Annotated in this window: 17 protein-coding genes and 1 pseudogene; 11 read left to right on the plus strand and 7 right to left on the minus strand. The window is 71.5% G+C overall.

Annotated features, from left to right (window positions below):
- Window positions 1–630 (minus strand): universal stress protein (locus BJF86_RS08965; RefSeq protein WP_143553779.1); only part of this gene is annotated, 630 nt, incomplete at its 3' end.
- A 105-nt stretch (window positions 631–735) separates the two neighbouring features.
- Here BJF86_RS08965 and BJF86_RS08970 point away from each other — a divergent pair.
- A complete protein-coding gene (locus BJF86_RS08970; protein WP_075818358.1) occupies window positions 736–2,955 on the plus strand; it encodes an NADP-dependent isocitrate dehydrogenase in 2,220 nt (739 codons plus the stop codon).
- Window positions 2,948–4,198: an MFS transporter gene (locus BJF86_RS08975; RefSeq protein WP_075818361.1), complete on the plus strand. Its 1,251-nt coding sequence runs from the start codon at window positions 2,948–2,950 to the stop codon at window positions 4,196–4,198. The genes BJF86_RS08970 and BJF86_RS08975 overlap by 8 nt, the downstream gene beginning before the upstream one ends.
- A gap of 27 nt (window positions 4,199–4,225) precedes the next feature.
- Here BJF86_RS08975 and BJF86_RS08980 read toward each other — a convergent pair whose 3' ends face one another.
- On the minus strand, window positions 4,226–4,735 hold the full coding sequence (locus tag BJF86_RS08980; protein WP_075818363.1) for a mycothiol transferase: 510 nt from the start codon (window positions 4,733–4,735) through the stop codon (window positions 4,226–4,228).
- A 58-nt stretch (window positions 4,736–4,793) separates the two neighbouring features.
- Here BJF86_RS08980 and BJF86_RS08985 point away from each other — a divergent pair, with 58 nt between their 5' ends.
- From BJF86_RS08985 to BJF86_RS09000, 5 genes are all read left to right on the plus strand, one after another.
- Window positions 4,794–5,198: a secondary thiamine-phosphate synthase enzyme YjbQ gene (locus BJF86_RS08985; RefSeq protein WP_022925090.1), complete on the plus strand. Its 405-nt coding sequence runs from the start codon at window positions 4,794–4,796 to the stop codon at window positions 5,196–5,198.
- Between the two features lie 142 nt (window positions 5,199–5,340).
- Window positions 5,341–6,018, plus strand: coding sequence for an Ltp family lipoprotein (locus BJF86_RS08990; protein ID WP_075818365.1), 678 nt, complete (start codon window positions 5,341–5,343; stop codon window positions 6,016–6,018).
- A 46-nt stretch (window positions 6,019–6,064) separates the two neighbouring features.
- Window positions 6,065–6,190: a hypothetical protein gene (locus BJF86_RS19365; RefSeq protein WP_269087270.1), complete on the plus strand. Its 126-nt coding sequence runs from the start codon at window positions 6,065–6,067 to the stop codon at window positions 6,188–6,190.
- A 70-nt stretch (window positions 6,191–6,260) separates the two neighbouring features.
- The gene (locus BJF86_RS08995; protein WP_075818367.1) at window positions 6,261–7,604 is read left to right on the plus strand and encodes an MFS transporter; all 1,344 of its coding nucleotides are present in this window, start codon (window positions 6,261–6,263) and stop codon (window positions 7,602–7,604) included.
- Complete coding sequence (locus BJF86_RS09000) at window positions 7,601–9,058, plus strand: pyridoxal phosphate-dependent decarboxylase family protein (protein ID WP_075818369.1); 1,458 nt, start codon at window positions 7,601–7,603, stop codon at window positions 9,056–9,058. Before BJF86_RS08995 ends, BJF86_RS09000 begins: the two co-directional genes overlap by 4 nt.
- A gap of 43 nt (window positions 9,059–9,101) precedes the next feature.
- Here the strand turns inward: BJF86_RS09000 and BJF86_RS09005 are convergent, their stop codons facing one another.
- Window positions 9,102–10,553: an MFS transporter gene (locus tag BJF86_RS09005; protein ID WP_075818371.1), complete on the minus strand. Its 1,452-nt coding sequence runs from the start codon at window positions 10,551–10,553 to the stop codon at window positions 9,102–9,104.
- A 250-nt stretch (window positions 10,554–10,803) separates the two neighbouring features.
- Here BJF86_RS09005 and BJF86_RS09010 point away from each other — a divergent pair, with 250 nt between their 5' ends.
- Window positions 10,804–11,175 (plus strand): hypothetical protein, encoded by a 372-nt coding sequence (locus BJF86_RS09010; RefSeq protein WP_022925096.1) that lies wholly within the window; start codon window positions 10,804–10,806, stop codon window positions 11,173–11,175.
- A 41-nt stretch (window positions 11,176–11,216) separates the two neighbouring features.
- Here BJF86_RS09010 and BJF86_RS09015 read toward each other — a convergent pair.
- From BJF86_RS09015 to BJF86_RS09025, 3 genes and pseudogenes are all read right to left on the minus strand, one after another.
- A pseudogene (locus BJF86_RS09015) lies at window positions 11,217–11,507 on the minus strand (HigA family addiction module antitoxin); the annotation flags it as partial.
- A complete protein-coding gene (locus BJF86_RS09020; protein WP_075818374.1) occupies window positions 11,467–11,721 on the minus strand; it encodes a type II toxin-antitoxin system RelE/ParE family toxin in 255 nt (84 codons plus the stop codon). The pseudogene BJF86_RS09015 and the gene BJF86_RS09020, both read right to left, overlap by 41 nt.
- A 99-nt stretch (window positions 11,722–11,820) precedes the next feature.
- Window positions 11,821–12,186, minus strand: coding sequence for a hypothetical protein (locus BJF86_RS09025; protein ID WP_075818376.1), 366 nt, complete (start codon window positions 12,184–12,186; stop codon window positions 11,821–11,823).
- Between the two features lie 50 nt (window positions 12,187–12,236).
- Here BJF86_RS09025 and BJF86_RS17945 point away from each other — a divergent pair, with 50 nt between their 5' ends.
- Window positions 12,237–12,392, plus strand: coding sequence for a hypothetical protein (locus BJF86_RS17945; protein ID WP_158068400.1), 156 nt, complete (start codon window positions 12,237–12,239; stop codon window positions 12,390–12,392).
- Between the two features lie 88 nt (window positions 12,393–12,480).
- Here BJF86_RS17945 and BJF86_RS18855 read toward each other — a convergent pair whose 3' ends face one another.
- Complete coding sequence (locus BJF86_RS18855; protein ID WP_075818378.1) at window positions 12,481–12,753, minus strand: hypothetical protein; 273 nt, start codon at window positions 12,751–12,753, stop codon at window positions 12,481–12,483.
- Window positions 12,754–13,940: 1,187 nt separating this feature from the next.
- Between BJF86_RS18855 and BJF86_RS09040 the strand changes: the two genes are divergently transcribed.
- Complete coding sequence (locus BJF86_RS09040) at window positions 13,941–14,708, plus strand: SDH family Clp fold serine proteinase (RefSeq protein ID WP_202817332.1); 768 nt, start codon at window positions 13,941–13,943, stop codon at window positions 14,706–14,708.
- A gap of 71 nt (window positions 14,709–14,779) precedes the next feature.
- Complete coding sequence (locus BJF86_RS09045) at window positions 14,780–15,178, plus strand: hypothetical protein (protein WP_075818382.1); 399 nt, start codon at window positions 14,780–14,782, stop codon at window positions 15,176–15,178.
- Window positions 15,179–15,257 lie beyond the last annotated feature (79 nt).

The raw sequence follows: 15,257 nt of genomic DNA on the forward strand, positions 1-15,257 counted from the left end.
CTCCGGGCTGCCCGGCTCGGTGACGACATACCCGTCGACCACCTCGAGGAACCAGGTGGTGAGGGCGGTGACCGACGATCCCGTGAGCTCGGCCAGCGCGAACGCGGCGCGGGCCGCCCGGGCGCTGTCGTCGCTCCCGTCCACCCCCAGCCCGACGACCCCGTGGTCGAGCCGGTCGACGTCGACGCCGGCGTTGACGACGGCCACCGGGCGACGAGCGTGGGCCGCCACGCCGAGCGAGGTGCTGCCGAGGAGGAACTCCTGGACCGCGCTGCGGGTCCCGGTGCCGACGACGAGGAGCGCGGCGTCGTCCTGGTGCGCGAGCAGGGCCGCGACCGGTGAACCGCGGGAGACGTCCGTGCGGGCGACGACGCCGAGCCGCTCGGCGAGCCCGGCGACGTGCTGCTCCAGCTCGGCGACCAACTCCTCCTCGGCCTCCAGCACCGAGGTCACCGCCACCGCCTCCCCACCGGCCATCCGGGCCGCGAGCGCCTCCGGCTCGCTCGCGTGGACCACGACCAGCCCCGCCCCGGTGCGCCGCGCGGTGCGCGCGGCCCACTCCAGCGCGGCGTCGTCCATCCCGGTCCCGGCCACACCCACGACGACCGGGTGCTCAAGTCGTGCTGCCACCGCGCTCACCTCCACGGGTCCTGCGACGAGTGGCTCCAGCCTACCGCCACCGCGCCCGTAGACTCAGGCCCTGAACGTCCCGACCGCACCTGACCAGGGAGAGGCATGTCCACGATCATCTACACCCGCACCGACGAGGCCCCGCTGTTGGCGACGTACTCGCTCAAGCCGATCATCGAGGCCTTCGCCGGGGCGGCGGGGATCGAGGTGGAGACGCGTGACATCTCGCTCGCCGGTCGCATCCTGGCGCAGTTCGCCGACCGGCTGCCGGCGGACCAGCAGGTGGGCGACGCCCTCGCCGAGCTGGGCGAGCTGGCCACCACCCCGGACGCCAACATCATCAAGCTGCCCAACATCTCCGCCTCGGTGCCGCAGCTCAAGGCGGCCGTCGCCGAGCTCCAGGCCCAGGGCTACGACCTGCCCGACTACCCCGAGTCGCCCAGCACCGACGAGGAGCGCGACGCCCGCGCACGTTACGACAGGGTCAAGGGCTCGGCCGTCAACCCGGTGCTGCGCGAGGGCAACTCCGACCGCCGCGCCCCCGAGGCGGTCAAGATGTATGCCCGCGCCTACCCGCACTCCATGGGGGCCTGGAGCAGCGACTCGCGCACCCGCGTCGCCACGATGGAGGCCGGCGACTTCCGCCACAACGAGGACTCGGTGGTTCTCGACGCCGAGGACACCCTGAGCATCCGGCACGTGGCCGGCGACGGCACGACGACGGTCCTCAAGGAGTCGGTGCCGGTGCTCGCCGGCGAGGTCGTCGACGCCACGTTCATGTCGGCCAGCGCGCTCGAGGAGTTTCTCGCCGCGACCGTCGAGGAGGCTGCCGCCGACGACGTGCTGTGGTCGCTGCACCTCAAGGCCACGATGATGAAGGTCTCGGACCCGATCGTCTTCGGGCACGCGGTCCGCGTCTTCTTCGCCGACGTCTTCGACCGCCACGGCGAGGCGCTCGCCGCGGCGGGGCTGTCGCCGAACGACGGGCTGGGCGGCATCCTGTCGGGCCTGGACGCCCTGGGCGAGCAGGCCGCCGAGGTGCGCGAGGAGATCGAGGCCCGGCTGGCCGAGCTGCCCCGCCTGTCGATGGTCAACTCCCGCAAGGGCATCACCAACCTGCACGTCCCCAGCGACGTCATCATCGACGCCTCCATGCCGGCGATGATCCGCAACGGGGGCCAGCTGTGGGGGCCCTCCGACGAGACGGCCGACACCCTCGCCGTCATCCCCGACTCCTCCTACGCCGGCGTCTACCAGGCGGTCATCGAGGACTGCAAGGAGCACGGGGCCTACGACCCGACGACCATGGGCTCGGTGCCCAACGTCGGCCTCATGGCCAAGAAGGCGCAGGAGTACGGCTCGCACGACAAGACCTTCGAGATCCCGTCCGACGGTGCCGTCGAGGTGGTCGACGGCAGCGGCGAGGTGCTGCTGCGGCACGAGGTGAGCGCCGGTGACATCTGGCGCGCCTGCCAGACCAAGGACGAGCCGATCCGCGACTGGGTCCGGCTCGCGGTGAGCCGGGCCCGTGCGACCGGGGACCCGGCGGTCTTCTGGCTGGACGAGGAGCGGGCGCACGACCGCAACCTCATCGCCAAGGTGCAGGCATACCTGGCCGAGGAGGACACCGACGGCCTGGACCTGCGCATCCTCTCCCCCGTGGACGCGACCACCCTGTCGGTGCAGCGCATCCGCGAGGGCAAGAACACCATCTCGGTCACCGGCAACGTGCTGCGCGACTACCTCACCGACCTCTTCCCCATCCTCGAGGTCGGCACGAGCGCCAAGATGCTGTCCGTCGTGCCGCTGATGAACGGCGGCGGGCTCTTCGAGACCGGTGCCGGCGGCTCGGCCCCCAAGCACGTCCAGCAGCTGCAGGAGGAGAACTACCTGCGCTGGGACAGCCTGGGCGAGTTCCTGGCGCTGGCCGAGTCGCTGCGGCACCTGGCCGAGCGGGACGGCAACGCCAAGGCCCGGGTGCTGGGCGACGCGCTGGACGCGGCCACGGGGCGGGTGCTGACCGAGGAGAAGTCGCCGGCCCGCAAGCTGGGCCAGATCGACAACCGCGGGAGCCACTTCTACCTCGCGCTCTACTGGGCGCAGGCGCTCGCCGAGCAGACCGAGGACGCCGAGCTGGCCGAGCGCTTCGCGCCGGTCGCGGCCCAGCTGGGCGAGCAGGAGACCGAGATCGCCGACGAGCTCGTCGCGGTGCAGGGCAGCCCGGTCGACCTCGGCGGTTACTACCAGCCGGACGACGCCAAGGCCTTCGCCGCGATGCGGCCCTCGGCGACCTTCAACGCTGTGATCGACGCCTTGCGTGACTGACGGGCCGGGGGTCCGCCGCGACGGGTCCGGCGGACCCCTGCCTCACCTAGGGCTGCTCGCGTTGGTCGCGGTCGGTCTCGTCGCGGTCAACCTCCGGCCCGGCGCCACGTCGGTCGGCCCCGTGCTGGCCGAGCTCGAGGCCGGGATCGGCCTCAGCCCGGCGGCCGCCGGGGTGCTGAGCGCGCTGCCCGGGCTCTGCTTCGGGGCGCTCGGCGCACTGGCGGTGCCGCTCTCGCGCCGCCTGGGCCTCACCGGGACCATCCTGCTCGGGCTGGTCGTCGTCGCCGCCGGGCTGCTGCTGCGCGTCCTCACCGGTGGGGCGGTGACCTTCGTGCTGCTCTCCGCGCTCGCGCTGGGTGGGATGGCCGTGGGCAACGTGCTGGTCCCCGCGTGGATCAAGCGGCAACCCGCGGACCGGGTGCGGCTCATGACGGTCTACGGCACCGGGCTGACCGTCGGCGGAGCCTCCGGCGCGGCCCTGGCTGCCCCCGTCGCCGCCGCGGCCGGGAGCGACGGGTGGCGCCCGTCGCTGGGGCTCTGGGGGCTGGCCGCCGTGTCGGCACTGCTGGTCTGGCTCGCGGTCGCCCGCCGCGAGCGCGGCGCCGTGGTGCCGGAGGACGGCGGGGGTGCTGCCGGCCGACTGGTCCGCTCCCCCACGGCGGTCGCGCTGACCGCGATGTTCGGCGTGCAGTCGATGAACGCCTACGTGCAGTTCGGCTGGCTGCCGGAGATCTACCGCGACGCAGGGCTGTCCGCCACCGTCGCCGGGCTGCTCACCGCCATGCTCACGGGCCTGGGCATCGTCGGGGGCCTGGTCATGCCGACCGTCATCGACCGGTCGCGCACGCTCGCGCCGTGGATGGTCGCCTTCGGGGGCCTCGCCGTGCTGGGGTATGCCGGGCTGTTCCTCGCCCCGGCCACCCTCCCCTGGCTCTGGGCCGGGTTGCTGGGGCTCTCCGGCTGGGCCTTCCCCACCGTCATCGCGCTCATCAACGCCCGCAGCCGCCACCCGCGGGTGACGGCGCGGCTCTCCGGCTTCGTGCAGCCGGTGGGCTACCTCATCGGCGCCTCCGGACCCTTCCTCGTCGGGCTCATCCACGCCTGGACCGGCGACTGGCGCCTGGTGCTGGCCCTGCTCGCGCTCGGCGGCGTGGCGCTCACGCTCACCGGCCTCCGGGTGTCGCGGCCGGTCTTCGTCGACGACGAGATGGGCCCGGCAGACCCCGACGGCGCCCCGGCCTGAGCCCCTGTCCCGCGCTGCGGGAGGCCGTCAGGCTCGCTGCGCCAGCCCTTTGACGTACTCGGCCTGCCCCAGGTGCTTGATCGCGTCCTCGAGCACCGAGAACACCCGCACCCCCACGGTCACCGGCGGGTCGAAGGAGTCGTCGAGCACCCGCTCCATCTCCTGCGCGTCCAGCCCGGCGACGAGGCGGTGCGTGAGCTCGTGGACGGCACCGGCATACCCCACGAGCAGGCCCGGGTCGCTCAGCTCGAACCGGCCGACCTCCGTGGGGTCCTGCCCGTAGCCCATCGCGTCCGGCGGGTAGGGCAGGTCGAGACGCTCGCTCCACCCCTGGTCCCACGCCTGCTCCTTCCCCGAGAGCTGGGCGAGCTGGGCGTCCTGCTGCCGGAGCAGGTGCCAGAGCAGCCAGCCCACGGGGTTCGCCTCGTCGTCCGGCCGCCACCGAAGCTGCTCGGGCGACAGCCCGTCGAGCACGGCACCCACCCCCTCCTCCACGCGGGAGAAGCCGTCGGCGAGCAGGTCCTGGAAGGTGTCCATCGGTAGCACGGTAGCCCTACCCCCTGACAGCATCCAGGCGATCCGCGATGCTGGGGGCATGCAGACCACCACGTTGAACGTCCGGACGGGAGGCGAGGAGGTCGTCCTCGACCTCACCCGTGAGTGCGAGGGCTTCGTGTCGGGACGGGGCGACGGGCTGCTCCACGTCTTCGTCCCGCACGCCACCGCGGGGCTGGCGATCATCGAGACCGGCGCGGGCTCCGACGACGACCTGCTCGCGGCCCTGGGCGACCTGCTGCCGGCCGACGACCGGTGGCGGCACGCGCACGGCGCGCGCGGCCACGGCCGGTCGCACGTCATGCCCGCGGTCGTCCCCCCCTACGCCACCGTCCCCGTCGAGGGCGGGAGGCTGGCGCTCGGCACCTGGCAGAGCATCTGTCTCGTCGACCTCAACGTCGACAACGCCGAGCGGAAGGTCCGGCTCGACTTCCTCGAGGGCTGACCAGGGACGCGCTCGGCGCACCGCGCGGTCACTCGTCCTCGGGGAGGGACAGGTGGACGTCGCCTCGCGAGGACGTGGGTGCCGACGTGACGTATCGTTCCGGGACGATCTCACCCCATGGTCTCGACGAGGAGAACGACACATGGCACCGAGACGACTGCCCTTCATCGTCATGCTCGTGGCGGCTGCCGCCCTCGTGACGGGCTGTTGGGACGGGGAGGACTCTGGCACCGACTCCTCGGCACCGACCGCCGAGGCCGACGCGGCGGTGGACCAGCGTGTGACAGAGGCCGAGCAACGGGCCTCGGAAGCAGAGGCACGCGTCTCCGAGCTCGAGTCCGAGCTCGACACCGCTCGGCAACAGGCGGAGGAGGCCGAGACCCGGGCCGACGACGCGGAGAGCCGGGCCGAGGAGGCGGAGGCTGCCGCGCTCGCCGCGGGTGAGGAGGCCGCGGCCGAGGCCGAGCCGGACACGGGCGACGATGAGACCGACCAGGATTCGGACGACTCCGCCCCGGAGGCGAGCAGTCTGACCACCTCCCAGGAGAATGCTGTGCGATCGGCGCAGGACTACCTTCAGTTCACGGCGTTCTCACGCACCGGCCTCATCGGGCAGCTGGAGTTCGAGGGCTTCTCCACCGAGGACGCCACCTTCGCCGTCGACAGCCTCGACATCGACTACAACGAGCAGGCGGCCGCGGCGGCCGAGTCCTATCTCGAGTTCAGTGGCTTCTCGCGGCAGGGACTCATCGACCAGCTGGTCTTCGAGGGCTACACCCAGGAGCAGGCGACCTACGGGGTGGACCAGACCGGCCTCTGACGGCCAACCCACGCCACCGGATACCGCGACGACGGGTGGACGACCCATGGACGACCTGGAACCCTTGCCCGCCGGACCGGCTCCCACCCGCGACGAGCTGCTGACGCTCGAGGGCACGGGATGGGACGGTTCCCTCGACGCCCTGCGCCAGGGCCACGCCACCGCCGTGTGACGTCCGCCCGGGCCCGACCCTGACGCCAGCCTCGGGCCTCTATGGTCGGGCCCCGCTAGGCTGACGCGCCATGCAGCGCCCCCTCCCCCGCCCCGCGGTGCTGGGGTATGCCGCCGGCAGCGTGGGCACGGGTGGGTTCAGCACGCTGCCGGGGCTGGTGCTCGCCTACTACCTCACCGACACCCTCGCCGTCCCCGCGCTGCTGGCCAGCGTGGTGGTCGTCGTGCCCAAGGTCTGGGACGTGCTCATCGACCCGCTGGTGGGTGCGCACAGCGATCGCGACGCCGCGACCAGAGCAGGGCGCACGCGCCTCATGTTGCTGGGCGCGCTGACCCTCCCGCTGGGTTTCGTCGGGATGTTCGCCGTCCCGACCGGGCTCGGGCCGGTCGCCGCAGGCGCCTGGGTGCTGGGCTGCTTCGTGCTGGCGACGACGTCCTTCTCCTGCTTCCAGGTGCCCTACATCGCGCTCCCCGCAGACCTCACCGGCGACTACGCCGAGCGGACCCGGGTCATGGCCTGGCGCATCGCCGTCCTCGCCCTGGCGATCCTGCTCGTCGGCGCCGGCGGTCCGGCGCTGCGCGACGCGGCGGGGGGCGGCCACCGCGGCTACCTCGTCATGGCGCTCGGCATCGCCGTGCTGCTGCTCGCCGGCATGCTCGCGACCGTCGCCGGCACCCGGCGGCATCTCTCCTCGACCCGGGCAGCCGGCTCGTCCACCTCAGCGCTCGCGGGCTACCGCGCCGGGCTCGCCGCGTGGCGGGAGGAACGGGCATACCGCACGCTGCTGTCCGTCTTCGTGCTCCAGGCGCTCGCGAGCGGCGTCATGCTCGCCGCGGCGCAGTACGTCGCGGCCTACACCCTCGGCGACCAGGCCGCCCTGACCTTCCTCTTCGCCGCCCTCGTCGCCCCCGCGCTGCTGGTCATGCCGCTGTGGACGCGGTATGCCGCCCGCCGCGGCAAGGCGGGCTCGCTGCGGGTCGCCTCGCTCGCCTTCGCCGCGGCGACGCTGGCCCTGGTGGGGATGCTGTGGGCGCCGGGCTGGTGGGTCTACCTCGCGGTCGGCGTCGCGGGCGTGGCCTACGCCGGCATGCAGCTCTTCCCGCTCGCGATGCTGCCCGACGTCATCAGCGCAGCCGGCCGCGAGCGCGGCGGCGCCATGAGCGGGCTGTGGACCGCCGGGGAGACCACCGGCCTGGCCCTGGGGCCCGTGGTCGTGCTCGTGCTGCTCGGCCTCACCGGCTTCCGCTCCAGCACCGCCGGGGAGGTCCTGGCCCAGCCTACGGCGGCGTCCACAGCCATCGTGCTCGCCTTCTCGATCGTCCCGGCGGCCCTGGTCACGTCGAGCCTCCTCCTGCTGCGGCGCTACGACGAGCCGGCCCTCACCACCGCCCCTGCGACGAGAGGTCTGCCGTGACACCTCGCTCCACCGACCCCGACGAGGCGGGACGTGACCTCGGCGCCGACGTGCTCGCCCGGCTCGACGCCTACCGCAGCGCCGACGCCCCCACCCACGGTGGTCGGGTGCTCAGCTACGTCTACGACAGCGGCCTGGCCGAGCTGGACGCGCTCGCCGGCGCGGCTGCCGCCCGGGTCCAGGCGGTCAACGCGCTCGACCCCACGACCTTCCCGTCGGTGGCGCTGCTGCAGGCCGACATCCTCCGGTTCGCGCGCGAGGTGCTCGGGGGCGGCCCGGACACTGCGGGAGCGGTGACCTCGGGCGGCACCGAGAGCATCCTGCTCGCCGTGCTCGCGGCCCGGGAACGCTGGCGCGAGCGCCACCCGGGCAGCACCGCCACCCCCCGCGTGGTCGCGCCGAGCACGGCCCACGCCGCCTTCCACAAGGCTGCCCACTACCTCGGGCTCGACGTGGTCACCGTCCCGGTCGACCCGGGCACGGGCACCCTGCCCGCCGAGCGGCTCGTCGCGCGCCTCGACGACGCGACCGCATTGGTGGTCGTGAGCGCACCGGCATACCCGCATGGCGTGGTCGACCCGGTCGGGGCGGTCGCCACAGCGGCAGCCGAGCGCGACATCCCATGCCACGTCGACGCCTGCGTCGGCGGCTTCGTCCTGCCGTGGTGGCCAGGCGCTGAGGGGTGGGACCTGTCCGTCCCCGGGGTCACGAGCATCTCCGCCGACCTGCACAAGTTCGGCTACGCCCCCAAGGGTGCGTCGGTGCTCCTCTTCGCCGACCCCGCACTGGACCGGGCGCGCTACTACGCGCTCACCGACTGGCCCGGCTACCCCGTGGTCAACCCCACGGCGTTGGGGTCGCGCTCGGCGATGTCGTTGGCGGCGGCGTGGGCGGTCCTCACCCGCCTCGGGCCGCAGGGGTATGCCGATCTCACGGGGCGCGTGGTCCAGGCGACGACCGCGGTGCGCGGGGTGGTGGACGGGATCGTCGGGCTGCGGGTGCTCGGCGACCCGGTCGGCCCGTTGCTCGCGGCGGCGGCGGACACCGAGGTCACCGAGGCGGACGGGGTGGACCCGCACGCGTGGGCAGCGGCGGTGGCGCGGCGCGGCTTCGTGCTGCAGGGGCAGCCCGGGATGACGCAGACCGACGGCTCGAGGATCCCGCGGTCGACGCACCTGACGATCACGCCCGTCACCTCGGGGGTGCTGGAGGAGCTGGGCGCCGCGCTCGTCGCCGGGGCGGACGAGGTCCGCGGTCGGGCCGGCGCGGGCATACCTGCCCAGGAGGTGGCGGCCCCACCGGATCCCGCGCTGCTCGCGCGAGCGGCCTGGGAGAGCGGCGAGCTGGACCTTGCGTCGGTGCTAGGGCTCATCGAGGCGCTGCCCCGCGAGCGCAGCGCCGCCCTGCTCGTGGACTTCCTGGCGGAGTTCGGCGAGGGGCCGACGCAGGCCTGAGGGCACCGCGGCGAGGACCGACCGCTGCCCGGGCGTCCCTCGCTCAGTCGCCGCGCCTGCGGCGCCGCCAGCCGTCCCAGAGGGCCGCGGTGAGGGCGAGCAGCAGGATCACCAGGGCCGCCCCGATCGCCGCACGCAGGCCACCGCCGGGGTCCGACGTCTCACCCGCACCCAGCTGGTAGGCCGTGATGAGCACGGCGGCGCCGATGGCCGAGCCGACGCGCTGCCCGGTCTGCAGCGCTCCACCGGCCGCGCCACCCATGCGCGGCGGCACGTCGGCGAGGGTGAGGGTGAAGTTGGGCGAGACGACGGCGCCGCCGCCCAGCCCGGCGAGGAGCAGCGGCAACGCGAGTGCGGCCCACAGCCACGGCCGGTCCTGGGCCCAGCCGGCCAGCAGCGCCATGAGCACCAGGCCGGTCATCATGACGGCCAGGGCGTAGATGACGAGCGGGCGCCCGACCCGGGAGACCGCCCGCCCGGCCCACGGCGAGGAGACCGCGGAGCCGACGGCGAAGGGTGTGAGGAGCAGACCGGTCGCCAGGGTGGAGTAGCCCAGGCCGTCCTGGAGGTAGACCGAGAGCACGAGGAAGACCCCGGTGAAGCCGGTGAAGTAGAGCGAGCCGACGACGATGCCGTTGCCGTAGCCCGGCGTGCGGCGCAGCAGCGCGATGTCGAGGAGCGGAGCACCACCGGTCCGGCTGAGGCGGCGCTCCCAGGCGACGAAAGCCCAGCCGAGGGCGGGTACCCCGGCCAGCAGCACCAGCAACCGCGTCTCCCCGGACTCCAGCGCCACCACCGGCAGCAGCAGACAGAGCACGGCGAGACCGAGCAGGACCGCACCGACCATGTCCAGGCGGGCGTCGGCGGACTTCCCCTCGACCCGGGTGTCGGGCACCATCCGGGCGATCGCCACGAGCAGGACGGCGCCGATCGGCACGTTGACGAGGAAGATCCAGCGCCAGCCGCCGTCCTCCCCGGCCAGCGCGATGATGACCCCGCCGAGCACGGGCCCGACCGCGGAGGCCACCGAGACCACGAGGCCGAAGAGCCCGAACGCCCTCCCCCGCTCAGGCCCGGTGAAGAGCTCCTGGATGAGCCCGGTGTTCTGCGGCGACAGCAACCCCGCCGAGACGCCCTGGAGGAGCCGCGCGGCGACGAGGACGCCCGCGGTCGGCGCCAGACCGCACGCCGCGCTGGCCAGGACGAAGCCGGCCAGCCCGATGAGCATGAGCCGCCGCCGGCCCCAGGCGTCGCCGAGCCGGCCGCCGGTGACGAGCACGAGGCCGAAGCTGAGGGCATACCCGGAGACGACCCACTGGATCGTGGCGGCCGAGGTGTCCAGGCCGCTGCGCATCGACGGGATCGCGACGTTGACGATGGTGACGTCCAGCAGCGACATGAAGCCGACCGCCAGCGTCACGGCGAGGATCCGCCAACGGGCCGGGTCGGGAGCGGGATCGGCGGTCGTCGTGCCGGAGGTGTCCTCAGCCGTCACGGCGCGCCTTCATCACCCACCCATGCTAGGCGGGCGCACCGACAGACCGCCCCTCGGGCTGGCTCCCGGCGGCCCGCCTGGGAGCCGGCTCGTCAACTCCCCGCCGGTATGTCACTCGACAACCCCCTCGAGGAGGCTCGTGAGTGACATACCGGCTCACAGTCGAGCGGGCGGGCAGCAGCCGGCCCCGATCCCCCGGCTAACCTGGGAGGACCCCCACTCGTGAAGGAGCACCATGCAGAACTCGTCCATGCCGCGCACCACCCTGGTCCTGGGCGTCCTGCTCATCGCCGTGGGCGTCATCGGCTGGCTCGCCGCCGGCATGTCGAGCTGGACCGCCCTCATCCCGGCGATCCTGGGCGTGGTGCTGGCGGTCTGCGGCGTGCTGGGGCGCAGCAACCCCAAGGTGTGGATCCACGCCGCCCTGGTGGTCGCGCTCATCGGCGCACTGGGCACGCTGCGCAACGTCCTCGGGCTCGGCGACCTGCTCGCCGGCGAGGCCGAGCGCCCGCTGGCTGTGATCTCCGGCACCATCAGCTTCGTGCTGCTGGTGGGGTATGTCGTGCTCGGCATCCGCTCCTTCGTGGCCGTGCGTCGCGAGCGCCGCTCCGCCGTGAGCTGACACCTAGCCTCAGCCAGGGTCGCGAGGGTCCTCACTGACAGAATCGGTCGGATCGCCTCGATCTGCTTCCCCGCGGCGTCTTCTGCACGATCCAGCTCGTAGTGACTCTGCAGGTTGATCCAGAACTCAGCCGAGGTGCCGAAGTACTTCGCCAGGCGCAGCGCCGTGTCCGCCGTGATCCCTCGCTTGCCCTGCACGATCTCGTTGATGCGCCGGGGCGGCACCCCGATCGACACCGCAAGCTTGTTCTGCGTGATAGCGAAACCCTCGATGAAGTCCTTCATGAGAACCTCACCAGGATCGATCGGGGCCATCTTGTCGGTGGAAGTCAACGATCTCCACCTCCTCTGGTCCGGGGTCAGTCCACACGAAGCAGACCCGCCACTGGTCGTTGATCCTGATGCTGTGCTGGCCGGCCCGGTCGCCCTTCCGCAGCTCGAGCCGGTTCCCAGGGGGGACGCGGAGGTCGGCGAGCGACTCCGCGGATCCCACCTGCCGAAGCTTGCGCAATGCCACACTATGGATCCTCGGATCGATCGAGCGCACGCGCTCACGACGCCACCGGCGGGGAAGGGCAGCGGCGTGGGTCGCCCCACAGGCAGTCGCAACGTCACCCGCCGCACCGACGAAGAAGTCACAGCGTGGCTACGGGAAGCGATGCAACGAGACCCCGGCGCCAGCGCGACCGAGCTGCAAGCCGCTGCCCGCGAGCAGGGCATCGCCTACCCGACGCAGCTCTGCCGCGCGGCGGCTCTGCTCGGTGCCCGACGAGGCGCCGGCGAACCCTGGCGCATGCCCGAGCACGACCAGGACGTCGAGGACGAGCAGCCCGTCGAGCAGGAGAAGCAGACCCGCGCCGTTGGTCGGCCCCAGCCTGGCCCGCTGCCCGGCCTGCCCGTCGATCCTGCCGCCCTGGCCGCTTCGGCCGGTCGGCTCACGCCACGGCCGCCCGTCGAGCAGCTTGTCGAGGACGAGCCAGGCCTTCGTCGGCCCCAGGGACGTCGAGGGCAACGTCGACAGCCGCGCCGACCTAAGCCCCGCAGCAGAAGAGGACGGAGCCGATGAGCGAGGACACGTTATACCCGGCCACCTACGACGAGCTCGTCGTGCAGTGGTGCGTGGCCCGCGACGCCTACGACGCGGACCTGCGGGCTGCGGGGCAGCGGCGCACCTCTTGTACAGCAGGCAATTCGAGCACGTCGCACGGCCGAGCGTAGCGTCGGGCGCCGCCGAGCAGTGCGGTAGAGCGGGCCACGACACGGACGAATCGAATGGCCACGGACCCACTGGCAGGACTAGCGCAGGTCAATCGGTCTCGTCGCCCCTGGGGCGTCCCGCCGGACCGTTGCGTACGGCTTCGATGATCTTCGGCAGTACGCTGATCACGGTCACAATGCCAGCGATGGTGGCTCCGTCATCGACTCCCAGGTAGGCCAGCCAGATCGTGGCTACGAGGCCCAGGATCGGCACGAGGCCAGCTAGCCAGACACCCGTGAGGACCGCCCTCGATCTGGTCTTGCTCTCCTCACGAGATATGTGGTCCTCAGCATCGAGAGCCTTCTCGGCCATCTGGAACACGCGCTCAGGGAACGACGCATTGATCTCCCCGTACTGGCTTAGAGTTCGTGCGTCGGGTAGCGGGCCACTGTGGGACTGGCTGACGACCAGGCCCTGAAACTGCTCTAGCGGTTGGGCTTTGGGGTCTTGGTCTGGGTCGTAGGCGCTTGGCGTGTCGCCTGCTTCAACGACCTGCCCACCGCGGTCCAAGACTGCTCGATCATCCCCGTTCGGGGGGACCGGCGCAGTCGTGTCGGATTGCCGGTGACCCCCATGTACACGCCCTCCCGGAACCCTTGCATCGCTGCGTTCCTGGTGCTCATGACCCGACGGTACCGAACCTTCCTGTGGGGTGTCTGCATCTTCTTCGTCACGATCTGGCATCGCCTCGTCCTGGTGGCCCCTGCGTCAGAAGAACAGAACTCTAGCTCAACCCCTTCCACAGGGGCGAGGCCGCCCTGATCGACGGGGCAGTCCACCGAGGCCGCCCCGTCGGCCAAGCACATGGCGGCAGGCAGGTGGTAGACAGGCGCGCCGACAGCACCAAGGCCCAGCAGCGTCCGGACACACAGCTCAGCAGCACGACCGCGAAGTTCCACCGGCCATGAAGGCCGCCCAGGAGCGGCGCGGCGTGCCGCTGTTTAGCCAGGCCGACGCCCGCCTCGCCAGGGTCCCCCCTCGCCAACAGGACCGCGCCAGCGTTCGCGGCCGTAGCCGCCGCCTCGCGCGGTGGCAGGCCTTCCAGCAGCGGGAGGGGGGAGCAGATCGCCAAGCACGAAGCCGCCGAGCATCCCCAGCCGCAACGACGGCGCGCGCTTGTGCGGCGGGTCGCCGCGCGGCATGTCTGAGGGTGCCTATAGTGTTTGCCTTGCACAACGTAGTGCAGGCGCTCCTCCCAGTTGGGATGCCAACTTGGGTGCGCGACTGTCAACCAAGCGAGAGATGCGCGGCGAAGATGAAGGGCCGGTGAGCGCCATGAATGACTCGGTTCTGAGAGCCCCCGAAAGAGTGGATCACAGGTGGCGAGAGAAGATCACGAACGCGAACCGAGCGCGGGAGATGACCCAGCAGATGCGGAAGGGGAAGAGCGCGACCTTCCGTCGAGCGGTGGGCGCGACACGTCTCGAAAGGTAGGGCGAACTCCACTCTTCGAGGCCCGCCACTCCGAACGCTACGCCCGGCAGTCGATCATCCGCCAATACCAAGAGTTGACTGGCGCAAGCCTGATTGCGGTTATTGATCAGATATTCCCTGAGAATCTGACCTACTTGGAGGAGTTGCTACACGATTGCGGCTCGGGCGACCAACTGCACCTGCTCCTGGCTTCCCCTGGCGGCGATGGCGAGACTGCCATTCGGATGGTGCGGTCCCTTCAGGCCAGATGCTCTGAGCTGACCGTCATTCTGCCGGACATGGCCAAGAGCGCAGCGACGCTCCTTTGTCTTGGGGCTGACTCGATCCTCATGGGTCCTGCGGGCGACCTCGGTCCCGTGGACCCACAGTTTCAACTCGGGGGAAGAAGTCTCGCGAGCGCCAAGGAAATTGTAGCGGCCGTAGATGAAGCGGAGGCCCGCGTGAAGGCCAGCCCGGACACCTACCCCCTCTTCAGTGGGCTTTTGTCAGACGTCAACATGCTCATGGTGGAGCAGGCTAGGAACGCCCTAGACCGGACGGGGGCCCTCGTGCGGGAAGCACTAGCTAGTCTGGAAAAACGCCATCCCGACGACGTAGCGAACCTGGCCGACAACCTCCAGGCCCCCCTAATTGACGACCCGAAAAGTCACTCGGCGGTCATCCCCGCCCGCCAGGCGAAAGAGTTCGGCCTTCCAGCGGTTAGCGCGGATCCGGATTCCGAGGCGTGGGGGCTCATCTGGTCGCTTTGGACGAGGTACTTCACGCTCGGGTGCTTCCCAGCGGGCCCAGTGGCGGTGTACGAGGGTGCCCGCGCGTCCCACGTCATACAGCCCTCGGTGTAGAACGAAAGCTTGTCTGACACACCGTTCTTTGCCGGCGGCCGTCGCCGAAAGATTGCAATACGGTCGAAGCCATGACCGAGAGCCGAGACACCTGGACCACCCGCGACTACCCCGTGCTCGTCGATCTGGCCGAGCACTTGGACGCGAGCGGCTTACCAGCGCAGCCGCATACGCTCAGCGTCCAAGGTCTAGACCGTGAGCAGATCACCCGTGCCTTCGTTGCTCTCATCGGCGGCAACTACATCGAGGGCCAGCACGTCACGGACTATGACGGCCAGACGGACGCCATCGCCTCGGGCCTCACCGAGAAGGGACGCCGCGCAGCCGGGCTATGGCCGGCCGAGGGAACCGACCACACCCTCGCCTTGGTCGAGGCTCTTCGCGCCGCTGCCGAGCAGGCCGAGACCGATGACGAGCGCAGCAAGCTCCGCAAGGCAGCCGACGCGCTAGCTGAGGTGTTTCAGCGTTAATGTCCGCTTCGGGCGGTCGGATCAAACCACATCCGGGTCTTCTGGATTGGGTTGATTCTTCCTCTGGTCTCGGTGGTAG

Origin of the sequence: Serinicoccus sp. CNJ-927, assembly GCF_001942435.1 — a bacterium.
GTDB lineage: Bacteria > Actinomycetota > Actinomycetes > Actinomycetales > Dermatophilaceae > Ornithinicoccus > Ornithinicoccus marinus.

Excerpts from the sequence above, each read along its gene's own strand:
- BJF86_RS08970 (WP_075818358.1), top strand. The coding sequence starts at position 736 with ATGTCCACGATCATCTACACCCGCACCGACGAGGCCCCGCTGTTGGCG.
- BJF86_RS08980 (WP_075818363.1), bottom strand. The coding sequence starts at position 4,735 with ATGGACACCTTCCAGGACCTGCTCGCCGACGGCTTCTCCCGCGTGGAG.
- BJF86_RS08985 (WP_022925090.1), top strand. The coding sequence starts at position 4,794 with ATGCAGACCACCACGTTGAACGTCCGGACGGGAGGCGAGGAGGTCGTC.
- BJF86_RS08990 (WP_075818365.1), top strand. The coding sequence starts at position 5,341 with ATGGCACCGAGACGACTGCCCTTCATCGTCATGCTCGTGGCGGCTGCC.
- BJF86_RS19365 (WP_269087270.1), top strand. The coding sequence starts at position 6,065 with ATGGACGACCTGGAACCCTTGCCCGCCGGACCGGCTCCCACCCGCGAC.
- BJF86_RS08995 (WP_075818367.1), top strand. The coding sequence starts at position 6,261 with ATGCAGCGCCCCCTCCCCCGCCCCGCGGTGCTGGGGTATGCCGCCGGC.
- BJF86_RS09010 (WP_022925096.1), top strand. The coding sequence starts at position 10,804 with ATGCCGCGCACCACCCTGGTCCTGGGCGTCCTGCTCATCGCCGTGGGC.
- BJF86_RS17945 (WP_158068400.1), top strand. The coding sequence starts at position 12,237 with ATGAGCGAGGACACGTTATACCCGGCCACCTACGACGAGCTCGTCGTG.
- BJF86_RS09045 (WP_075818382.1), top strand. The coding sequence starts at position 14,780 with ATGACCGAGAGCCGAGACACCTGGACCACCCGCGACTACCCCGTGCTC.